The following is a 21,033-nucleotide window of genomic DNA, read 5'->3' as shown; positions in this document are numbered from 1 at the left end:
GTTCAGGGCGAGCCTAAAGGAGCACGGCTTGTGCGGGTATGGGTCGCTCGCGCAAGGCAGCTTTGCTCATTACGCAAGGCTGGCAGCGCGTGTTCGATAGCACGCCTGTTCAATCTCGAGGCCGGGCAGGTGGCTATGCTGCAGGCTGATGCAACCTCGACTGGTGATGCCACCAGCTTCCCTCATGGATATCTTCGACAGGGTCGGTCAATGGACAAGTTTCTCGCCTTGAGCATGTTCGTAGAAACGGTACGTTGCGGTGGCTACTCCGCCGCAGCCCGCAAGCTTGGCGTGGCAACATCGTCCGTGGCGCGGCAGGTTGCAGCATTGGAGGCCGAACTGGGCACCACACTCATTACCCGCAGCACCCGCCAGAACCGCCTGACCGACCTGGGCCAAGCCTATTTCGACAACGCGGTGGGCATTCTCGATGCGCTCGCTGCAGCCGATGGCATGGTCACCGACAGGGGCAGCGAAGCGAAAGGCAAGCTGCGGGTCAGCGTGCCGGTGGAGTTCGGCCGACGCTTGATCTCTCCCCACCTTGGTCGGTTTCTGGCGAGCCATCCAGAGCTGGAGGTCAGCCTCAACCTCAGCGACGAGCGCGTGGACCTTTACAAGGACCGTATCGACCTGACCGTGCGCCTGGGGTCGACCGTCTCCAGCGAGGACGTGATCTGCACCACCATCGGTCATTTCCAGCGTTGGCTGGTGGCCAGCCCGGCCTACCTGGAGCGACACGGTGCGCCGACGCAACCGAGCGAACTCACCCAGCATTCCTGCATGCGCTTCGATTACGGCGGGCCAATGCGCGACTGGCTGTTCGAGGTGGCTGACGAGACGGTACCCGTCGCGGTGCAGGGCCGGATGCAGAGCAACAATGCCGACATTCTCAGGCAGGCGGCGGTCGCCGGGCAGGGCGTTGCGCTGCTGGCCGACTGGCTGGTTGCCGAGGATGTGCAACAGGGGCGGCTCACCCGCTTGCTGCCTGAATATGAAGTGAACCCGGTGTCAGTCAACGCCTCGATCAATATCGTCTACCTGCCGATCAATCGCGCCTCGACGCGTATCAGGGCCTTTGCGCATTTCATGAAACAGCTGGTCAGTGTTGCCTAGCGACATTGCGCAACGCTCTATTGCGTGCTGTGTGGCTTCTGCCTGTGCAGCTGACGCCGTACGCTGGGCTGAACCACCTTACTCAGGGCCTGGACCATGCATATTCCCCCGCTCCTGGCGTTCGACTTTCTTGACCCTTGGAGCTGGGTAGCGCTGCGCCGCCTTGCGCTCGCGATGAGCCAGGCCGGGCAACCACTGAGCGTCACCTTTCAGCCGTGCCGCTCGCCATTGAGCCGTGCCGCCGCTGGCATGGCCTACCACGACTTTCTCGAACGTCGCTTTGGCACCCAGGCGCTGATACAGCAGTCCCTGGTGGCTGCGGAAATGCGCCAGCTTGGCATTGAACCGGCGTTCAGCCAGATCGTCCGCCTGCCCGACACGCGCCCCGCGCTTGCCGCTGTACTGTGGCTGCAGCGTAGCGGGAAACCCGCTCATCACTTTGTGGAAAGTGTCTTCGAAGCCTTGTATTGCCATGGCCAGGACATCGGCGATCCGGCAGTCCTGAAACAGCTGCTGCTGCGAGAGCGAGTAGCTTTGAGCGAAGTCGTGCAATTCATGCACAGCGGCACGTTCAGTGAGGAATTGCAGGCCACCGAAGCCACGGCTGCGAAGTGGGCGGGGCGTGTGATTCCGTCTTTGCGCATCAACGGTATGGTGGTATTCGGTGCGCAGACACCGAGTGTTCTGGCGCCGATGCTTGGCTTCTTCGGCGCTCAGCAAGAATGAAATGGCCATCAAGGCAATCAAGGACAGGGTATGGCCCAGTTTTGCAATCTTTGTTGCACGGTTAGGGATTGCAGTCAGGCTTTGCGTCGCTTCTGCGCAAATGCCTCCAGGGTAACCGTCCTGGCTGAATTAGTCGGCAGGTTGTAAGTCGCTCTCGGTAAATGGTTGCTAGGTTCTGTGTGAAAAGTCTTGAGACGAAGGTCAGGCAAGGCGAAAACAGCCGAGGAAGCGGAGTTTACGGGTTGTAAATGAGCATTCCGAGGCTGTTTTCAACGCAGCATCACCGAGTATCAAGGCTTTTCACACAGAGCCTAGGGGGCGAGCAGTTTTGCGTTTGGACTGTGTTCAGCACGCGATGTAGTCCTTGCGTGATTCACGAGCTGCCTATTAGTATGCGATCGCTCGGCAGGATCAGCCGAAATGTTTTTCCATCCGCGAAACAAGGAGGTGCCCTATGACCCGGTTTTCAATGATGTGTCTGCTAATAAACCGTCAACGAAATCCTGAAGGGGCCCCTTTTGCCCCGCGGAGAATCAAACATGTCCAATCTTTGCCCACCGGTGTTTCTTGTTAGCCTCAGCTCGCCAGAGGAAGAAGCACTCTGCCGCGCCCTACGGGTACGCGACGACCAAAGTGATTTTATTGCCAGCAATGCCGAATCGCTGGAACAGGCTGCCGATAGCCCGTGGTGTGAGCCGTTGGCCATACGGGCCATGCAGACTGGTGAGCTAGTCGGTTTCCTGATGCACGCCCTCGATCCGGATGAGAACAGCCGCTGGATCTACCGCCTGATGATTGACCGCAACCACCAGGGCCGCGGTTACGGGCGTGCTGCCCTACGAGCGCTCATGGCACATCTCCACACCTTGCCTGGAGGACCTGGCGTCGCCCTTGGTGTTGACCCCGAGAACATCGGCGCGCGACGTCTCTATGCTTCTGAAGGCTTTGTCGAGACCGGTGAAGTCATTGATGGCGAGTTGATCATGCGACGGATGTCTACGTGATCAAAGGCAGGGGCGCCGTGTCGCCCCTGCAACTTCGCAGAGCCATCCCCAACGGGTGCCTGACAAACAGGAGTTATAGATGAAGGAGAAAAGCATCGCCTCTCAGCGGGTACTTTTCATCGGACGCGAGCTATCCATCTCGGAAATTGCTGACCAAGCGTCAGTATGTTGTGCGGAGATTATTAGCGCGGCCGAAGATCTGGGGCTTGAGGTCGTCGGTCCATGGATTTTCGTTTCCCACAAGATGCCTAACAATTCCAACGACCGTTTTCGGATAGAATTCTGCCTGCCAGTGGAGGGTGACTTCGAAGAGCAGATCGAAGGGGTTCGCTATCAACTGCTACCGGCGTTACATTGCATCTATGAAGATTACCGAGGGCCCCTCAGTGACCTCTTTTCCCATGGTTATGCGAAGCTCTTCGAAGGGGCTCGTGCAGCCGGCTGTAGACTAACCGACGAAAGCCGAGAGGTCTATCACAACTGGCAGGGACCAGATTCACTAGATAATCACATAGAACTCCAATTCGGCATCGTTTGAGCATGGCAAAGAATGCCTAGACCCTTCCTTGTGAACCTATTGATTGGACTGTTCAGGTGCCAGAACCCTGAACCGCTCTTAACGTCATAAATACGGAACGACGCATTTGGCCGATTGCTGCCGTCCGCGAGAGGCAGCTTTCGACCCTAAGCAGCCCTTCACGCGGAGGGCCACTATCAGCCAAAAGCAGACATGCGCACCTGGCAAAAGTAAGCTCTACAGACTTCAGGGATTCGAGAGCTGGAATGAGTAATTTGCTATCCATCACAAGCCACAAATCCAAGTACAGTCTCGGCTTCTACCCGACGTTTGCCGTTGACGGAGTACCTTTGGAGGTTTGGCTACCTCAGCACAATCGGGAAGCTGAGTTACACCTCGTATCAGCGCATTCAGGCTTGAGCGACGATGACGACACCTATTTGGTATGGGATCGGACCTATTCCACAGCGCCGGGCTGGGAGACTTTGGTCCCCCTGCTTGTTTGCTCTGATGACTTGGACCTGACATGTACCGTCATTGTTGCTGAGCAGCACGCCGATGAGCACCATGTCCAGTGGCGCCGATTTGGTTTGCTGAGGGATTTAATCACTTTGCAATGCCCTGCCGTTGATTGGTATGACTCAATACCGAGCCTGACTTTCGAGCGCTCCCGTTTCGAGAGTGTGCTGGATGCGTTCAGGAAACAAGAGAGCATCAAAATGGACTGGGACTAACGCGGGTTGCTGTCTGTGCGAGCGACCACACTCGACCCTTAGCTGCCATCGCCGAGGGCAGCAAGCGGCCAGAAGCGACCGGCCTCGAGTGAACAGACTATCCTAGAGGCTTGAAGGCGTATACGAAACTAGGGGGGATTCAGGTAGCCATTCGCAAGTGGTCGCCTCGCCCAAGATCGGGTACGTAAGACCAAGGGGCAGCTTCCTAACACGGCCAAATCAAATCTCAGACGCGGCTTTAACGGCGCGCTCATAGGAGGCAGAGCCGAATAAAAAAGGGCCAACATCAAGGATTATGCGAGGCTCTTCATATCCGTTTTCGTAAGCGAACTCCTCCCAGATGATCTCGTCACCAGAACTGCGAATGTGCACTGAGTATGCTCCGCAGCCGATGTCTCCACATTCAGGGCAAATGTAGATGATTACCCGATTGGACCTTGTCTCGGGCAGGCCGCTTCGGATCAGGCTATTGGCAAAGAGAAGATTTTGTTCTGGATATCCCGATACGAAACCACTCATATAGTCAGAGTGCCCACCGTCAGCGCTTACTAAAATTTCCAATAGAGAACGCTCGTCGATTCTAAAGTCGGCAAAATAACGCTCAACGCTGGTACAACCGTTCGATGCGCCTCCAGAGCGAATCGCATCCTGAAAAGTTATGGTGTTGCGGTGCATGCCTTGTTCCTTACTTCGATATGGTCACGATTACACACATTGGGCGTGACTCACGCAAGTGCAGAGGGCACCGACGACTGTCCGCTGAGACGCTTTTTAACTGCCGCGACGGGCTGCTATGGGTTGGATAGCGACGGTCTGCCCTCGACCGTCGCTTTTGGATGGTCAGACCTCCGTCTGCTCTGCCATCTCCAAGGCATCGTCGACCTCAATCCCCCAGATATCTGACGGTGCTTTCAAGCTTCGTATGGCCAAGCAGGAGTTGGACTGCCCTTAGATTCTTGGTCCTGCGATAGATGAATGAGGCCTTCGTTCGCCGCAGCGTGTGGGTGCCGTACATTGTTGGATCAAGGCCAATGGCTGTCACCCAGGCTTTCACTATTCGAGCGTATTGCCTGGTGGAGAGATGATCTGAACCGTGTAGCCGACTCAAACAGACAGTCCTCGCTAAGGAGGTGAGCCTGATGCGTCCAGGCTTCCAAAGCCATACGGGTTTGCTCGGTGATTTCAAATTGCACTGGATGCTGAGTTTTCTGCTGTATCACGATCGCTCGTGACGAAACATGCTCTCCATGGGCTACGTCCCGCACACGAAGCTTGGTTAAGTCGCTGGCTCGCAGCTTGCTGTCGATGGCAAAGTTGAACAACGCCAGATCCCTAGATTTCTCTGCGATCTGGAGCCTTACCCGGATGGCCCAGATATCTCTCAGTCAGAGCGGGGCTTTTGCCCGACTAGCTTTCCCTTGTTCCATGGCCGATGGGGGTAGGTAGCAGCGGTTTTCATGGGTTGTCCTCCGCGTTAGGGAGAACAAGGGTGAACTCGATACGGTGTACGGTCGCTAACCGACCCAGAGCAGGCATTTGGCGGGGTATACTGACGGCCAGCAGCGTAGGCAATCACCTGCTGGCTATGCACTTACGAGGGAATTGAAAAAGGTGACGGGATTCTCATGCCTGATTTGCCATTGGTATGGAGAGGAGCAGCACGAACGCATTGCTGCTGTGGATCACGCCATGGTTGCCGTTGAATTTCTCGCGATGCAAGCGAAGCAACAACAACAGATCATCCCTGACTGTCCAGTCTGCGAAGCCTGGTCATCGAAGGTGCTGCCGATCCACGATTTGCTCAGTACCTGCGGCGATGCCTTGCCGGATGACATCCGAACCCCTCTCGAGAGTCTCTGGGCTGCCTGCTGCACTTTGAAGACGCTTGAGATGCCCTGCCACGACAGAGGCATCTTCGAGCATGGCGCATGGCAAACAGTAAGAGCAGCTGCCCATGAGGCACTCACGGCCATGGAGTCAACCTTGATAAAACCGCTCCTGGTGGATCTTGTCCCTAAGTGATGCGTCGATAACTGCCGCCTGATCGAGAGCAGAGACAATACACGAAGGGCTGCGACGAGACAGGAGCAGACGTTCTACTACCAGTAGTGCGATGAAGAGAGACACAAGGATGGCTATACGGTCGGCCAATAACGCATGCAACCCCGCCTGGGTCTGGCTGGACGTCTGACCTGATCGAATGATTCACGGCACATAGGTCACCACAATCTGAGGAATGACTGTCATGAGCCCACTTAACAACGACGTGAGGGCCGCTTTCGTTGAGGCACTTAAGGAAATCTCGACGCAGATGTCGATTGCATACGAACAACTCGGTCCTGTACCAGAGGGCCATGTATTTGCTCAGGCAGGTTTGCAGAATGGCGCTGAAATCGTTCTGACTGGAGTAGCGTTCGAACACCTGCTTTACATGATTAAAGAACCACCGCTCGTCGTTTCTGAACAATTCATAAAAACTCTAGCTGGGATCGCAAGCGCCTTGAAGATGCCATTCACGATAGGACAGCGTTTACCCTGCTGAACGTCAGCTTTGGGTCGTTAGCGGTCATCCGCAACCAACCCTGTTCCGTCAAGCCTGCGGCGAACCCAATGCAGCCACAACTTCGTCTATGAAGTGCCTGAGCTTTGCGGAGGGGCGACGGTCCAAGGGGTAGATCAGATTGACAGGATACGTGGGCCCTTCGAATTCCTCGAAGAGTACGACCAGTTCGCCCCGTTGCACGTAAGGCATCAGTACGTCCTCGACGCACAGCGTGATGCCGAAATCCGCTAATGCGGCGTTCACCTTGGCCAGGGTGTTATTGACGTTCAGTCGACTCGTAATGGGGACCGTGAACGTCTGCCTGTTTTTGGTAAATCGCCAGACTCTGTCCGTCATGCGATCGGAGAACAGATAGCCCAGGCAATCATGGTCCACGAGTTGTTCGGGATGGAGCGGGGTGCCTTTGCGTGCCAGATAAGCGGGAGATGCGCAAGCAAACATCCTGAAAGGCCTCAAGCCGCGTTGCACCAATGCCGCGCTGTCGCCCAGTTGGGGTTTGCCCAACCGAAACACGACTTCGAATCCCTCTTCTACGATATTCACGAACCTGTCGGTCAACTCCAACTCGATTTCCGTTTCCGGGTATCGCGTCAGGTATTGGGTCAGGAACGGGATGAGTCGATGAGAGCCGTAATTATAGGGCGCGCTGATGCGGATTTTTCCGCGCGGTGTCGAGCTTGCTGACTGCGCCAGCTCATCGGCGTCTTCAACGTCGCTCAGGATAGCCTTGCAGCGCAAGTAATAGTCCCTGCCCACGGCGGTCAGGCTTTGTCGGCGAGTGGTGCGGGTGATCAGTTTAAGGCCTAGCTGAGATTCCAGATTGCTGACCTGTTTGGCAATCAGCTGCGGCGTCACGCCTAACACGGAGGCGGCTGCCGAGAAGGAGTCTGACTCAGCTGCTGCTACGAACGCCGCCATGCTTTTAAGCTTGTCCATATCCTCAATCTTTAGTTGTTAATGTTGTTTGAATTCGAGCATTTATCTTGAAGATCTTCCTGCTTAGCATCTCTGCGGTCAATCAATAGAAGCGCTGCGCGCTTTACTGAACGGAGAGTCTGGAATGGTGAACATTTCCCATGAAACGGTCGAAGATACGGAGCGCCGCTTGTTGCGCGTCATTACCCAAGCCCATGTGCGATTCTTCCCTGGCTCTTACACCTTTTTGGAGTTTCCGTTTTCATCGTTTCCTGATGCTGCCTGCCGCGATGCGCTGGCGCTCGTACGGGATGACCAGGTATGGAGTCAACTGGTCCCCTGTGGTGATGTCGAGCAAGAGCTGTTCGGTGTTTTCCGATTCCATTTTCCGCAAGGCGCCGACAACAGCGGTTTCGTGGGCTGGTTGGCAATGCGCCTGAAGCAGAAGTTTGGGACCGGCGTTTTTGTGACCTGTGGCCAGAATCGAGATGAGGGTGGGATCTTCGATTATTGGGGCGTCCCGGCCAGCCTGGCTTCAGATGTCTTTGCAGAGATCCAGGCTTTGGTGGACGGCCGAGCGGACGGGGAGGTGGGAGTTTTCTTGTAGCGGATGCGTTCGCGTATGCCGAGATCTTAGCTGTGCACCAGGATCATCAACTTGTCAGTTTCGATCATTGAGCCGGTTCAAACGGCTGTTTACTGTCGCAGGCAGACAAACGACGGGGGCCCATCGGCTGGTGAGGCGCCCGCATCCCGTGATCACGCCAATTGGGGACCTTTCCATGGCCGCCGACCGCTACCCGCACCTGCTTGCCCCGCTGGACCTGGGCTTCACCACCTTGCGCAACCGCACCCTGATGGGCTCGATGCACACCGGCCTGGAAGAGCGCCCTGGCGGCTTCGAGCGCATGGCCGCGTACTTTGCCGAACGCGCCCGGGGCGGCGTTGGGCTGATGGTCACGGGTGGCATCGCGCCCAACGATGAAGGCGGGGTGTATTCCGGCGCGGCCAAGCTCAGCACCGAGGAAGAAGCCGACAAGCACCGCATCGTCACCGAGGCGGTACACGCCGCCGGCGGCAAGATCTGCCTGCAGATCCTGCATGCCGGGCGTTATGCCTACAGCCCGCGGCAGGTCGCACCCAGCGCGATCCAGGCGCCGATCAACCCGTTCAAGCCCAGGGAGCTTGACGAAGCAGGGATCGAGAAGCAGATCGCCGACTTCGTCAATTGCGCCGCACTCGCCCAGCGGGCCGGCTACGATGGCGTCGAGATCATGGGTTCGGAAGGCTATTTCATCAACCAGTTCCTCGCCGCCCACACCAATCAGCGCACCGACCGTTGGGGCGGCAGCTATGAGAACCGCATGCGCCTGGCCGTGGAAATCGTCAGCCGGGTGCGTGCCGCGGTAGGGCCGAACTTCATCATCATCTTCCGCCTGTCGATGCTCGACCTGGTCGAGGGCGGCAGCAGCTGGGACGAGATCGAGCTGTTGGCCAAGGCCATCGAGCAGGCCGGCGCGACCCTGATCAACACCGGTATCGGCTGGCACGAGGCGCGCATCCCGACCATCGCCACCAAGGTACCGCGCGCGGCGTTCAGCAAGGTTACCGCCAAGCTGCGGGGCGTGGTCGGCATTCCGCTGATCACCACCAACCGCATCAACACCCCGGAAGTGGCCGAGGCGGTGCTGGCCGCGGGTGATGCCGACATGGTCTCGATGGCCCGGCCGTTCCTGGCCGACCCGGACTTCGTCAACAAGGCCGCCGCCGGGCGCAGCGACGAAATCAATACCTGCATCGGCTGCAACCAGGCCTGCCTGGACCATACCTTCGGCGGCAAGCTGACCAGCTGCCTGGTCAACCCGCGTGCCTGCCACGAGACCGAACTCAACTACCTGCCGGTGCGCGCGGTGAAGCGCATTGCCGTGGTTGGTGCTGGCCCGGCCGGCCTGGCCGCTGCGACGGTGGCAGCCGAGCGCGGCCACGCGGTGACCCTGTTCGATGCCGCCAGCGAGATCGGCGGGCAGTTCAATGTGGCCAAGCGGGTGCCGGGCAAGGAAGAATTTCATGAAACCCTGCGTTATTTCCGCAACAAGGTGAAAAGCTCAGGCGTGGACCTGCGCCTGAACACCCGCGTGGATGTGCAGGGCCTGGTCGCCGGAGGCTACGACGAGATCATCCTGGCCACCGGTATTGCCCCGCGCATGCCGGCCATCCCGGGTGTCGAGCATGCCAAGGTGCTCAGCTACCTGGATGTGCTGCTTGAACGCAAACCGGTCGGCAAGGCTGTCGCGGTGATTGGCGCGGGAGGTATCGGCTTCGACGTTTCCGAATACCTGGTGCATCAAGGTGTGGCCAGCAGCCAGGACCGCGAAGCGTTCTGGAAGGAATGGGGCATCGATTCCCAGCTGGAAGCACGCGGTGGCGTCGCCGGGGTCAAGGCCGAGCCCCATGCCCCGGCGCGGCAGGTATACCTGTTGCAGCGCAAGAAATCCAAGGTGGGCGACGGCCTGGGCAAGACCACCGGCTGGATTCACCGCACCGGGCTGAAGAACAAGCAGGTGCAGATGCTCAACAGTGTCGAGTATCTGGGCATCGACGATGCCGGCCTGCACATTCGCGTGGCGGGTGGTGAACCGCAGGTGTTGGCGGTGGACAACGTGGTGATCTGTGCCGGCCAGGAGCCGTTGCGCGAGCTGCAGGACGGGCTGGTGGCGGCGGGGCAGTCGGTGCACCTGATTGGCGGTGCGGATGTGGCGGCGGAGCTGGATGCCAAGCGGGCAATCAATCAAGGTTCGAGGTTGGCGGCCGAGCTCTGAATTTGCCGGGGGCCGCGTTGCGGCCCTTTCGCGACACAAGGCCGCTCCTACAGGGGCCCGGGGTTGTGCAAATCGCTGTAGGAGCGGCCTTGTGTCGCGAAAGAGGCGCGCAGCGCCCCCCGAGTTCACTGGTAAACTCGCTGCATGCCCCTCGACCTAGCCCAAGCCCCCCTGCACCCACTGAACCTGCCCTGGCTGGAAAACGCCAGGGTCGAAGCCGCCATCCTGCGCCTGGACCTGATCGACCCGCTGATCAGCGGCAACAAATGGTTCAAGCTGCGCCATCACTTGCAGCACGCCATGGCCAGCAAAGCTCCCGGGCTGATCAGCCTAGGTGGCAACCATTCCAACCATTTGCACGCGCTGGCCGCCGCCGGCAAACGCTTCGGTTTCGCCACCGCCGGGCTGCTGCGCGGGCACGCCCAGGACACGCCGACCGTACGTGACCTGCAGGCGCTGGGCATGCAGCTGCACTGGCTGGGCTACGGCGGCTACCGCGCGCGCAACCAACCCGGTTTCTGGCAACCCTGGCAGGCGCGCTATCCGGGTTGGCAGTGTATTGCCGAGGGTGGTGGCGGGCTGGCGGGGGCGCAAGGTTGTGCCCTGATCCTGCTGCAGGCCCGCGCCCAACTCGCCGCACTCGGCTGGGCCGACTATGACGCCTGGTGGCTGGCCGCTGGAACCGGGACGACCCTGGCCGGCCTGGTGCTGGCCGAGGAGGGGAGGCATATGGTGCATGGCGCACTGGCCGTACCCCGCGATCATGGCGTGGAGCAGGCGGTGAAGGAACTGGCGGGGACGCAGGGCTATCAGCTGCACGACGCCTGCCGTGGCGGCTTCGGCAAGTTCGATGATGAACTGCTGGCGTTCATCGCTGACTGCGAGCGGCACACCGGCGTGCCACTGGAAGCCCTGTATACCGGCAAGGCGCTGCTGGCCCTGCGGCAACAGGTCGAGGCCGGGCTGTTCGCGCCCGGCACTCGCCTGATCGTGGTGCACACCGGCGGCCTGCAAGGCCGGCGCGGTTACTTGTAAGGCAGCATGCGCAACAGCGTGTTGTCGCGCTTGACATAGTGATGGTACAGGCCGGCCACGGCATGGATGCCGATCAACCAGTAGCCCCAGCTGCCGACGCGTTCATGCCAGCCCTTGATGAACTTGGCCTGGTCCGGGTCGGGGCCGATCAGGTGCGGCAGCTCCAGGCCGAAGAACGGCACCGGTTTGTCGGCGGCGCTGAGGATCAGCCAGCCGGCCAGCGGCAGGCCGATCATCAGCAGGTACAGCGCCAGGTGCACCAGGTGCGCCAGCCCGGTCTGCCAGGCCGGCGGCTTTGGCGTGATCGGTGGTGTCGGGTTGCTCAGGCGGATGGCCAGGCGCAGCCAGACCAGCACGAACACGCTGAGCCCGAGCATGAAGTGCAGCTCTTTCATCAAGTTGCGTTCGACGCTGTCCTTGGGGAACAGGCCGCGGAATTCGATAAGGGCATAGACAGCAGCCAGTAGCACCAGCATCAGCCAGTGCAGGGCGATGGACAGGCGCGCGTAATGGCGCGCGGGGGTGGTTGAAACCATGATCGGTCCTCGTCATCAGGGTCGGGAAGGCGCTCTTGCTGGCGCTCAGGTACAACTGTAAAGGTTATGGGGAAGTGAATCTTTGCGCTGGGTCTGTGAAAATTGTGTCACCTGCGTGGGTCTTTTCGCGGGGTAAACCCGCCCCCGCGGGAACTTTACTGCTGCTGAAGGTGTCGCGGCACCTGTGCGCGCGGGTTTACCCGCGAAGAGGCCGGTCCAGCGGTTCATGCCTCTGGCGCAAGCGGCCAGCTGTCAGCCACCAGAAACACCCGCTCCGCTTCCTGCCAGGCGCCGTCAGCCTCGCGTTCCAGGCGCACCAGCAATTGCGCCGGTGCCTGCCGCTGCAGCAGGTGCAACCATGCTGCAAACTGCTCCACCTCCCAGCAGTCCGCCGCTTCGACCCGCGCCGGTGCCAGCCAGGCATGCCGCGGCAGCGGCTGCCAGCGCTCACCCTCGGCCAGTACCCAGTCGCGCCGCCGCAGCCAGCGCCCGCGCAGGTGCTGCGGGTTGGCGCCCTGCGGTGGCTCGGCCTGGCCTGGCCACGGGTAGAACAGATAACCCCCCAGCCACACATGCGCGTGCACCTGGCCGACGCCCAGCTGCGCCAGCACTTCGCGACTGTGCGCACTGTGCGACATGGGCAACTGGTGCCTCGCCAGGTGCGCCAGCTTGGTCCCCAGCCGGTCATGGCACCCCGGCCCCAGCCAGGTGGCAGGGTCCTGCCCGGCGTGCTCCGGCCCCAGGTACAGCTTGATCGCCAGTTCCAGGTGGTGCACGCCGTCGCGGTCGCGCAGCAGCACATCCAGCTCGCCCAAGGTGCGCCCGCCGTCGCGAATCGCCAGGTTCGCCGCCAGCACTTCGATGCCCGGCGCCTGACCCAGGGCGAATTGCCACAGGCGTTCGTAGTAATGGCCCAGGCGCCGGCTGCCCAGTTGCGCGAGCCACTCGCGCAATGGCCGGTCATCATCATCCAGGGCCCGCAACCAGCGTTCCAGGCCTTGCGGCTGGTCTGCCCACAGGCTGCCTGCCAGCGGGTGGCGCTGGGGGCAGGGCGGGGCGCTGAGCAACGGCGGCGACAACAGCGCCCAGGCCAGGTCGCGCACGGCGGGTCGGCGCAACTGTCGGGGCAGGTCGTGGAGCAAGGCGAATGGCGTCATCCTGCGAGCATAGCCGGTTTGCCGCTGCCCGGTGGTTTCGCCCATAATCGGCGCATTGTCACCCGCCGCAGAGCCTCGCAGGAGCCCCATGGAGCAATTTCGCAATATCGGTATCATCGGCCGCCTTGGCAGCTCGCAGGTGCTCGACACCATTCGCCGACTGAAAAAATTCCTCCTCGAGCGCCACCTGCACGTGATCCTCGAGGACACCATCGCCGAAGTGTTGCCCGGCCACGGCCTGCAAACTTCCACCCGCAAGCTGCTGGGCGAGGTCTGCGACCTGGTCATCGTGGTCGGCGGCGATGGCAGCCTGCTGGGCGCCGCCCGCGCCCTGGCCCGGCACAACATTCCGGTGCTCGGCATCAACCGCGGCAACCTGGGCTTCCTCACCGACATCCGCCCGGACGAACTGGAAGACAAGGTCGCCGAAGTGCTCGACGGCCACTACCTGGTGGAAAACCGCTTCCTGCTGCAGGCCGAGGTGCGCCGCCACAACGAAGCCATCGGCCAGGGCGACGCGCTGAACGACGTGGTGCTGCACCCGGGCAAGTCCACGCGCATGATCGAGTTCGAGATCTACATCGATGGCCAGTTCGTCTGCAGCCAGAAGGCCGACGGCCTGATCGTCGCCACGCCCACCGGCTCCACCGCCTACGCGCTGTCGGCTGGCGGGCCGATCATGCACCCCAAGCTCGACGCCATCGTCATCGTGCCGATGTACCCGCACACCCTGTCGGGCCGGCCGATCGTGGTCGATGGCAATAGCGAGCTGAAGATCGTGGTGTCCAAGGACCTGCAGATCTACCCGCAGGTGTCCTGTGACGGCCAGAACCACTTCACCTGCGCCCCCGGCGACACCATCACGGTGAGCAAGAAACCGCAGAAACTGCGCCTGATCCATCCGCTGGACCACAACTACTACGAGGTCTGTCGCACCAAGCTCGGCTGGGGCAGCCGCCTGGGAGGCAGGGACGACTGATGCTCGATCCGGCGCGAAGTTTCGACATCATCGGCGATGTGCATGGCTGTGCGCTGACCCTCGAACGCCTGCTCGACGCCCTCGGTTACAAGCGCCAGGCCGGCGTCTGGCGTCATCCGTGGCGCCAGGCGCTGTTCCTGGGCGACATCGTCGACCGCGGGCCACGCATTCGCGAGGCGCTGCATATCGTCCATGACATGGTCGAGGCCGGCCAGGCGTTCTGCATCATGGGCAACCACGAATACAACGCCCTGGGCTGGGTGACCCCGGCGCTGCCTGGCAGCGGCAAGGCCTATGTGCGCGAGCACACGCCACGACATGCCCGGCTGATCGACGAAACCCTGACCCAGTTCGCCCAGCACTCGGCGGACTGGCACGACTTCGTCAACTGGTTCTACGAGCTGCCGCTGTTCGTCGACGCCGGGCGTTTCCGCCTGGTGCACGCCTGCTGGGACCCACGCCTGATCGAGCCGCTGCGCCAGCAATACCCCGACGGCTGCATCGACCAGCACTTCATCCAGGCGTCGGCGGTGAACGGCAGCTTTGCGGCCAACGTGTGCAACCGGCTGTTGCGCGGTACTGACATGCGCCTGCCGGACGGGCTGACCCTGACCGGCGGCGACGGCCTGACCCGGGCATTCTTCCGCACCAAGTTCTGGGAAGAAGACCCGCAAACCTACGGCGACATCGTGTTCCAGCCTGACGCCCTGCCAGCGGAAGTGGCCAATACCCCACTCAGCCACAGCCAGAAGAACGCCTTGCTGCGCTATGCCGAAGACGAGCCCATGCTGTTCGTCGGCCATTACTGGCGCAGTGGCCGCCCGGCACCGATCCGTGCCAACCTCGCCTGCCTGGACTACAGCGCCGTGCTCTACGGCAAGCTGGCCGCCTACCGGCTGGATGATGAAACCCGCATCGACCCGCACAAGTTCGTTTGGGTCGATGTCGACCGCCCACAGGCCAGCCAATGAACATTATCGAAGTGATGCGCCTGCCGCTGTCGGTCGACCTCAGCGGCTTCGTCCAGCTGCTGCAGCGCCTGCAGGTGCCGCACCGGGTCAGCGAGGAGGGTGAGGTCCAGGTGCTCTGGGCCCCCGACACCCTGGCCGCAGACGTTCGCGAACTCTACCAGCGCTACCCCGACGGCAACGCCGACCTGCCGGCCACCACCGATCCTGTGGGAGCGGGCGAGCCCGCGAAAGGGTCGTCCCTGGCGGAACAGGCCCGCGCCTGCAAGATCACCACCGTCACGCTGCTGCTGTGCTTCATCGTCGCCGGCCTCACCGGCCTGGGCGACAACTTCACCACCATCAGCTGGTTCACCTTCCTCGACTTCCGCGTGCAGGGCGACTACCTGTACTTCAGCCCGCTGGCGCAAAGCCTGGAACAAGGCCAGTGGTGGCGCCTGGTCTCGCCGATGCTGCTGCACTTCGGCGTGCTGCACCTGGCGATGAACAGCCTGTGGTACTGGGAACTGGGCAAACGCATCGAACTGCGCCAGGGCCCCTGGGCGCTGCTGGGCCTGACCGTGCTGTTCAGCCTGGTGTCCAACCTGGCCCAGCACTACACCAGCGGGCCGAGCCTGTTCGGCGGGTTGTCCGGTGTGCTGTACGGCCTGCTCGGGCACATCTGGTTGTACCAGTGGCTGGCGCCCAACCGTTACTTCAACCTGCCCAAGGGCGTGCTGGCCATGATGCTGATCTGGCTGGTGGTGTGCCTGACCGGCGTGGTCGGTACCCTGGGCCTGGGCCAGATCGCCAATGCCGCGCATGTCGGCGGGCTGCTCATCGGATGCCTGACCGGGCTCTTGGGCGGGGCGCTGGCCAGGCGTAAACTGTCGGCTTGAATCAGGAGACACTATGTCCACTTTCGCGCAAATGATCGAAAACATCACACCCGAGATCTACCAGAGCCTGAAACTGGCGGTGGAAATCGGCAAATGGTCCGATGGCCGCAAGCTCACCGCCGAGCAGAAGGAGCTGTCGCTGCAGGCGGTCATCGCCTGGGAGATGAAAAACCTGCCCGAAGACCAGCGCACCGGTTACATGGGCCCGCAGGAATGCGCGTCGAAGTCGGCACCGATTGCCAACATTCTGTTCAAGTCGGACTCGCTACATTGATCGAACTCGCACGTGGCTCGTTGAGCAAGATGGCGGTCAGCCTGCAGGCGCCGGTGGTGCAATACAGCTTCCGCCTGGGTGACACCCAGGTGCCGGTCAACCCGCTGATCGGCCAGCACCTGCGCCTGGAATACCTTGGCGCCATTCACTGCAGCCATTGCGGCAAACGCACCAAGACCAGTTTCAGCCAGGGCTACTGCTACCCGTGCATGACCCGGCTGGCCCAGTGCGACGTGTGCATCATGGCCCCGGAAAAATGCCACTACGACGCCGGCACCTGCCGCGAACCGTCGTGGGGCGAACAGTTCTGCATGACCGACCATGTGGTCTACCTGGCCAACTCGTCGGGGATCAAGGTCGGCATCACCCGTGCCACCCAGTTGCCTACCCGCTGGCTCGACCAGGGGGCCAGCCAGGCCCTGCCGATCCTGCGCGTGGCCAGCCGCCAGCAGTCCGGCCTGGTCGAAGATTTGCTGCGCAGCCAGGTGCCGGACCGCACCAACTGGCGCACCCTGCTCAAGGGCGATGCCGAGGAGCTCGACCTGGTCGCCATTCGTGAGCAGGTCTTCGACGCCTGCGCCGATGGCCTGCGCGAGCTGCAGGGGCGCTTCGGCCTGCAGGCGATCCAGCCACTGACCGATGCCGACGTGGTGCAGATCAAATACCCGGTCGAGGCCTACCCGAAGAAAATCGTCAGCTTCAACCTCGACAAGGACCCGGTGGCCGAAGGCACGCTGCTGGGCATCAAGGGCCAGTACCTGATCTTCGACACCGGTGTGATCAACATTCGCAAGTACACGGCCTACCAGTTGGCCGTGCTCCAGTAAAAAGGACCTGCACATGCGTACCGAACAACCGCAAGTGATCTACCTCAAGGATTACCAGGCGCCCGAGTACCTGATCGACGAGACGCACCTGACCTTCGAGCTGTTCGAGGACCACACCCTGGTCCACGCGCAACTGGTCATGCGCCGCAACCCGGCACGCGGTGCCGGCTTGCCGCCACTGGTACTCGACGGCCAGCAGCTGGAACTGCTGCGCGTTTCGCTGGACGACCAGGAGCTGGGTGCGGATGCCTACCGGCTGGATGCCGACAGCCTGACCGTGCAGCCCCAGGCCGAGCGCTTCACCCTCGATACCAGCGTCAAGATTCACCCCGAGCGCAACACTGCGCTGGAAGGCCTGTACAAGTCGGGCAAGATGTTCTGCACCCAGTGCGAGGCCGAGGGCTTCCGCAAGATCACCTACTACCTCGACCGCCCGGATGTGATGAGCACCTTCACCACCACGGTGATCGCCGAGCAGCACCGCTACCCGGTATTGCTGTCGAACGGCAACCCGACCGGCAGCGGGCCAGCGGAAGACGGCCGCCACTGGGCGACCTGGGAAGACCCGTTCATGAAGCCGGCCTACCTGTTCGCCCTGGTGGCCGGTGACCTGTGGTGTGTCGAGGACAGCTTCACCCGCCAGTCCGGCCGCGACGTGACCCTGCGCATCTATGTCGAGCCCGAGAACATCGACAAGTGCGAGCACGCCATGGTCAGCCTGAAGAAGTCGATGCGCTGGGACGAGGAAGTCTACGGCCGGGAGTACGACCTGGACATCTTCATGATCGTCGCGGTCAACGACTTCAACATGGGCGCCATGGAAAACAAGGGCCTCAACATCTTCAACTCCAGCTGCGTGCTGGCGCGTGCCGAAACCGCCACCGATGCTGCCCACCAGCGCGTCGAAGGCGTGGTGGCCCACGAGTACTTCCACAACTGGTCGGGCAACCGCGTCACCTGCCGTGACTGGTTCCAGCTGTCGCTCAAGGAAGGCTTCACGGTGTTCCGCGATGCCGAGTTCAGCGCCGACATGAACTCGCGAACGGTCAAGCGCATCGAAGACGTCGCCTACCTGCGTACTCACCAGTTCGCCGAAGACGCTGGCCCCATGGCCCACCCGGTACGCCCAGACAGCTTCATCGAGATCTCCAACTTCTACACCCTGACCGTGTACGAGAAGGGCGCCGAAGTGGTGCGCATGGTTCGTACCCTGCTGGGTGCCGATGGCTTCCGCAAGGGCAGTGACCTGTACTTCGAACGCCACGATGGCCAGGCGGTAACTACCGACGATTTCATCAAGGCCATGGAAGACGCCAACGGCGTCGACTTCACCCAGTTCAAGCGCTGGTACAACCAGGCCGGCACCCCGCGCCTGGACGTCAGCGAGGCTTATGATGCTGCCGCGCAGACCTACAGCCTGAGCTTCCGCCAGAGCTGCCCGCCGACCCCGGACAAGGCGGAGAAGCTGCCGTTCGTGATCCCGGTGGAACTGGGCCTGCTGGACGCCGCCGGCAACGACTTGCCGTTGCAACTGGCGGGTGAAGCGGCCGCGCAAGGCAGCAGCCGCGTGCTGGCGGTGACCGAAGCCGAGCAGACCTTCACCTTCCGCGGCATCCAGGCCAAGCCGCTGCCTTCGCTGTTGCGCGGCTTCAGCGCGCCGGTCAAGCTCAGCTTCCCCTACGACCGCGACCAGCTGATGTTCCTGATGCAGCACGACAGCGATGGCTTCAACCGCTGGGAAGCCGGGCAGCAGCTGTCGGTGCAGGTGCTGCAGGAGCTGATCGGTCAGCATCAGCGTGGCGAAGCGCTGCAACTCGACCAGCGCCTGATCACCGCCCTGGCTACCGTACTCGGCAACCAGGCACTAGACCCGGCGATGGTCGCCGAGATGCTCTCGCTGCCGGGTGAGGCCTACCTCACCGAGATCAGTCAGGTCGCCGATGTGGATGCCATTCACGCTGCCCGCGAGTTTGCCCGCCGGCAGATCGCCGAGCAGCTGTTCGACGCCCTGTGGGCGCGCTACCAGGCCAACCGTGAGGTATCGCGCAACACCGCCTACATGGCCTCGGCCGAGCATTTTGCCCGTCGCAGCCTGCAGAACATCGCCCTGTCCTACCTGATGCTCAGCGGCCAGCCGCAGGTGCTCGAGGCGACCCTGGAGCAGTTCGAGCAGTGCGACAACATGACCGAGCGCCTGACCGCGCTGGCGGTACTGGTCAATTCGCCGTACGAGGCCGAGCGGGCCAAGGCCCTGGAGGCCTTTGCCGAGCACTTCAAGGACAACCCGCTGGTCATGGACCAGTGGTTCAGCGTGCAGGCCGCCAGCACGCTGCCGGGCGGGCTGGCGCGGGTCAAGGCGCTGATGCAGCACCCGGCGTTCACCCTGAAGAACCCGAACAAGGTACGTGCGTTGATCGGCGCCTTTGCCGGGCAGAACCTGGTCAACTTCCATGCCGCGGATGGTTCGGGGTATCGCTTCCTGGCCGACCTGGTGATCGAGCTGAATGCGCTGAACCCGCAGATCGCCTCGCGGCAACTGGCACCGCTGACCCGCTGGCGCAAGTATGACACTGCGCGTCAGGCCCTGATGAAGGGCGAGCTGGAGCGGATTCTGGCTTCTGGTGAGCTGTCCAGTGATGTGTATGAGGTTGTGAGCAAGAGCCTGGCTTGAGGGCCGGTGGGGCTGCTTTGCAGCCCATCGCGACACAAGGCCGCTCCTACAGGGGGCCGCGTCAATCCGGCGTTCGCGGTCCCTGTAGGAGCGGCCTTGTGTCGCGATGGGCCGCACAGCGGCCCCCGGCTACACGCCGATAACAAAACATAACACCCCGCCCGTTGTCTTCCCGCAAACATCCCCGCTACGATCCGGTCAAGTTATTGCAGGCCTCTAGCTCAGGCTTTTCGCAGTACCTGCAATGCATTGACCCACCAACAAGAACACAACAGGGGGCAGTCATGGGGCAGCAGAACAGGCGTGGTGCCTGGCCGTTGGCAACCAGCGCGATGCTGGCACTGGCACTGGGGGTTTGGGCCGAGGTTGTCCAGGCCGCACCGGCCGAGGAATATTCCACCGAATCGGCCAAGGCCAGCCAGAGCCTGCTGATCGACGCCGCCCAGGCCGGCAAGCGCCTGGTGGTGGTAGGTGATCGCGGCCACATCCTGTTTTCCGATGACCAGGGCCGCACCTGGACCCAGGCCCGCGTGCCCACCCGACAACTGCTGACCGCAGTGTTCTTCCTCGACGACAAGCACGGCTGGGCGGTCGGCCATGATGCACAGGTGCTTACCAGCAACGATGGCGGGGCCACCTGGAGCAAGCAGTTCGAAGACCTTTCCCGCGAAGCCCCCCTGCTCGATGTGGCCTTCCTCGACGCCCAGCATGGCTTTGCCGTGGGCGCCTACGGCGCCTTGCTGGAAACCACCGACGGCGGCCAGCACTGGCAGGACGTGGCCGAGCGCCTGGACAACCCCGACCAGTTGCACCTGAACGGCATTGCCCTGGTACGCGAGGCCGGGCTGTTCATCGTCGGCGAGCAGGGCGGCATGTTCCGCTCGACCGACCACGGCCAGACCTGGGCCAAGGTCCAGGGCCCCTACGCGGGCTCGCTGTTCGGCGTGATCGGCACGGCACAGCCCCATACACTGCTGGCCTACGGCCTGCGCGGCAACCTGTTCCGTTCCACTGACTTCGGCGACAGCTGGCAGCCGATCGAGCTCAAGGCCGCACGCGGCAACCTCGAGTTCGGCCTGGCAGGCGCTACGCTTGTCGAGGATGGCAGCCTGGTACTGGTCGGCAACGGCGGCAGCGTGCTGCGCAGCACCGACGATGGCCACACCTTCAGTGTCTACAACCGCACCGACCGCATTGCCCTGGCCAGCGTCAGTGGCCTGGCCAACGGTGGCCTGTTGCTGGTAGGGCAGGGTGGCGTGCACCTGGCCACTGCCCAGGGTGCCGACCAGGAGGTGCAGCCATGACCAGCAGGGAGAG

Annotated in this window: 21 protein-coding genes and 1 pseudogene; 17 read left to right on the top strand and 5 right to left on the bottom strand. The window is 61.9% G+C overall.

Going from position 1 to position 21,033, the window contains the following annotated elements; all coding sequences use genetic code 11:
* Positions 1-210: 210 nt before the first annotated feature.
* From JKP78_RS15870 to JKP78_RS25135, 5 genes are all read left to right on the top strand, one after another.
* Positions 211-1,113: a LysR family transcriptional regulator gene (locus tag JKP78_RS15870; RefSeq protein ID WP_200626955.1), complete on the top strand. Its 903-nt coding sequence runs from the start codon at positions 211-213 to the stop codon at positions 1,111-1,113.
* Positions 1,114-1,209: 96 nt separating this feature from the next.
* On the top strand, positions 1,210-1,839 hold the full coding sequence (locus JKP78_RS15865; protein WP_200626954.1) for a DsbA family oxidoreductase: 630 nt from the start codon (positions 1,210-1,212) through the stop codon (positions 1,837-1,839).
* Between the two features lie 539 nt (positions 1,840-2,378).
* Positions 2,379-2,843, top strand: a complete 465-nt coding sequence (locus tag JKP78_RS15860) for a GNAT family N-acetyltransferase (protein ID WP_189665593.1) — start codon at positions 2,379-2,381, stop codon at positions 2,841-2,843.
* Between the two features lie 79 nt (positions 2,844-2,922).
* Entirely contained in the window at positions 2,923-3,381 is a 459-nt protein-coding gene (locus tag JKP78_RS15855; protein ID WP_186679491.1) for an AraC family transcriptional regulator, read from the top strand.
* 245 nt (positions 3,382-3,626) lie between these two features.
* On the top strand, positions 3,627-4,094 hold the full coding sequence (locus JKP78_RS25135) for a hypothetical protein (protein WP_225931935.1): 468 nt from the start codon (positions 3,627-3,629) through the stop codon (positions 4,092-4,094).
* Between the two features lie 219 nt (positions 4,095-4,313).
* On the opposite strand, the gene JKP78_RS15845 is transcribed toward JKP78_RS25135, so the two are convergent.
* Together JKP78_RS15845 and JKP78_RS15840 are read right to left on the bottom strand one after the other, a co-directional pair.
* Complete coding sequence (locus JKP78_RS15845) at positions 4,314-4,769, bottom strand: hypothetical protein (protein ID WP_170030363.1); 456 nt, start codon at positions 4,767-4,769, stop codon at positions 4,314-4,316.
* A gap of 165 nt (positions 4,770-4,934) precedes the next feature.
* Positions 4,935-5,553 (bottom strand): annotated as a pseudogene (locus tag JKP78_RS15840) (tyrosine-type recombinase/integrase).
* A 143-nt stretch (positions 5,554-5,696) separates the two neighbouring features.
* Here JKP78_RS15840 and JKP78_RS15835 point away from each other — a divergent pair.
* Positions 5,697-6,116, top strand: a complete 420-nt coding sequence (locus JKP78_RS15835) for a hypothetical protein (RefSeq protein ID WP_186687331.1) — start codon at positions 5,697-5,699, stop codon at positions 6,114-6,116.
* Between the two features lie 223 nt (positions 6,117-6,339).
* Positions 6,340-6,636, top strand: coding sequence for a hypothetical protein (locus tag JKP78_RS15830; RefSeq protein ID WP_186687333.1), 297 nt, complete (start codon positions 6,340-6,342; stop codon positions 6,634-6,636).
* Positions 6,637-6,684: 48 nt separating this feature from the next.
* Here JKP78_RS15830 and JKP78_RS15825 read toward each other — a convergent pair whose 3' ends face one another.
* Positions 6,685-7,593 carry a LysR family transcriptional regulator gene (locus JKP78_RS15825; RefSeq protein ID WP_200626953.1) on the bottom strand — a complete coding sequence of 303 codons (909 nt, stop codon included), beginning with the start codon at positions 7,591-7,593 and terminating at the stop codon, positions 6,685-6,687.
* Positions 7,594-7,717: 124 nt separating this feature from the next.
* On the opposite strand from JKP78_RS15825, the gene JKP78_RS15820 reads away from it, so the two are divergent.
* From JKP78_RS15820 to JKP78_RS15810, 3 genes are all read left to right on the top strand, one after another.
* The gene (locus JKP78_RS15820) at positions 7,718-8,179 is read left to right on the top strand and encodes a DUF6196 family protein (protein ID WP_186687339.1); all 462 of its coding nucleotides are present in this window, start codon (positions 7,718-7,720) and stop codon (positions 8,177-8,179) included.
* Between the two features lie 175 nt (positions 8,180-8,354).
* Positions 8,355-10,391, top strand: coding sequence for an NADPH-dependent 2,4-dienoyl-CoA reductase (locus tag JKP78_RS15815; protein WP_186687341.1), 2,037 nt, complete (start codon positions 8,355-8,357; stop codon positions 10,389-10,391).
* Positions 10,392-10,535: 144 nt separating this feature from the next.
* Complete coding sequence (locus tag JKP78_RS15810; RefSeq protein WP_186687342.1) at positions 10,536-11,426, top strand: 1-aminocyclopropane-1-carboxylate deaminase/D-cysteine desulfhydrase; 891 nt, start codon at positions 10,536-10,538, stop codon at positions 11,424-11,426.
* Here JKP78_RS15810 and JKP78_RS15805 read toward each other — a convergent pair.
* Positions 11,417-11,962 (bottom strand): cytochrome b, encoded by a 546-nt coding sequence (locus JKP78_RS15805; protein WP_186687344.1) that lies wholly within the window; start codon positions 11,960-11,962, stop codon positions 11,417-11,419. The genes JKP78_RS15810 and JKP78_RS15805 overlap by 10 nt on opposite strands.
* Positions 11,963-12,186: 224 nt before the next feature.
* Entirely contained in the window at positions 12,187-13,164 is a 978-nt protein-coding gene (locus tag JKP78_RS15800) for a DUF1853 family protein (protein WP_225931936.1), read from the bottom strand.
* Positions 13,165-13,207: 43 nt separating this feature from the next.
* On the opposite strand from JKP78_RS15800, the gene JKP78_RS15795 reads away from it, so the two are divergent.
* The 7 genes from JKP78_RS15795 (at position 13,208) to JKP78_RS15765 (ending at position 21,020) form a co-directional block, all read left to right on the top strand.
* Positions 13,208-14,098, top strand: coding sequence for an NAD(+) kinase (locus JKP78_RS15795; protein ID WP_186687347.1), 891 nt, complete (start codon positions 13,208-13,210; stop codon positions 14,096-14,098).
* Positions 14,098-15,069 carry a metallophosphoesterase gene (locus JKP78_RS15790; protein WP_200626952.1) on the top strand — a complete coding sequence of 324 codons (972 nt, stop codon included), beginning with the start codon at positions 14,098-14,100 and terminating at the stop codon, positions 15,067-15,069. Before JKP78_RS15795 ends, JKP78_RS15790 begins: the two co-directional genes overlap by 1 nt.
* Positions 15,066-15,944 carry a rhomboid family intramembrane serine protease gene (locus JKP78_RS15785; protein WP_186687351.1) on the top strand — a complete coding sequence of 293 codons (879 nt, stop codon included), beginning with the start codon at positions 15,066-15,068 and terminating at the stop codon, positions 15,942-15,944. Before JKP78_RS15790 ends, JKP78_RS15785 begins: the two co-directional genes overlap by 4 nt.
* Positions 15,945-15,957: 13 nt before the next feature.
* Positions 15,958-16,218, top strand: coding sequence for a YeaC family protein (locus JKP78_RS15780; protein ID WP_161774617.1), 261 nt, complete (start codon positions 15,958-15,960; stop codon positions 16,216-16,218).
* Positions 16,215-17,045 carry a DUF2797 domain-containing protein gene (locus JKP78_RS15775; RefSeq protein WP_186687354.1) on the top strand — a complete coding sequence of 277 codons (831 nt, stop codon included), beginning with the start codon at positions 16,215-16,217 and terminating at the stop codon, positions 17,043-17,045. The genes JKP78_RS15780 and JKP78_RS15775 overlap by 4 nt, the downstream gene beginning before the upstream one ends.
* A 13-nt stretch (positions 17,046-17,058) precedes the next feature.
* Positions 17,059-19,716, top strand: a complete 2,658-nt coding sequence (gene pepN, locus JKP78_RS15770) for an aminopeptidase N (RefSeq protein ID WP_200626951.1) — start codon at positions 17,059-17,061, stop codon at positions 19,714-19,716.
* A gap of 284 nt (positions 19,717-20,000) precedes the next feature.
* Complete coding sequence (locus tag JKP78_RS15765) at positions 20,001-21,020, top strand: WD40/YVTN/BNR-like repeat-containing protein (protein WP_186687359.1); 1,020 nt, start codon at positions 20,001-20,003, stop codon at positions 21,018-21,020.
* The last annotated feature ends 13 nt before the right edge of the window (positions 21,021-21,033 follow it).

It is taken from the genome of Pseudomonas sp. LAM2023, from assembly GCF_016620375.1.
GTDB classification, from domain to species: domain Bacteria; phylum Pseudomonadota; class Gammaproteobacteria; order Pseudomonadales; family Pseudomonadaceae; genus Aquipseudomonas; species Aquipseudomonas anuradhapurensis.
This window is presented reverse-complemented; position numbering and strand designations above follow the sequence as displayed.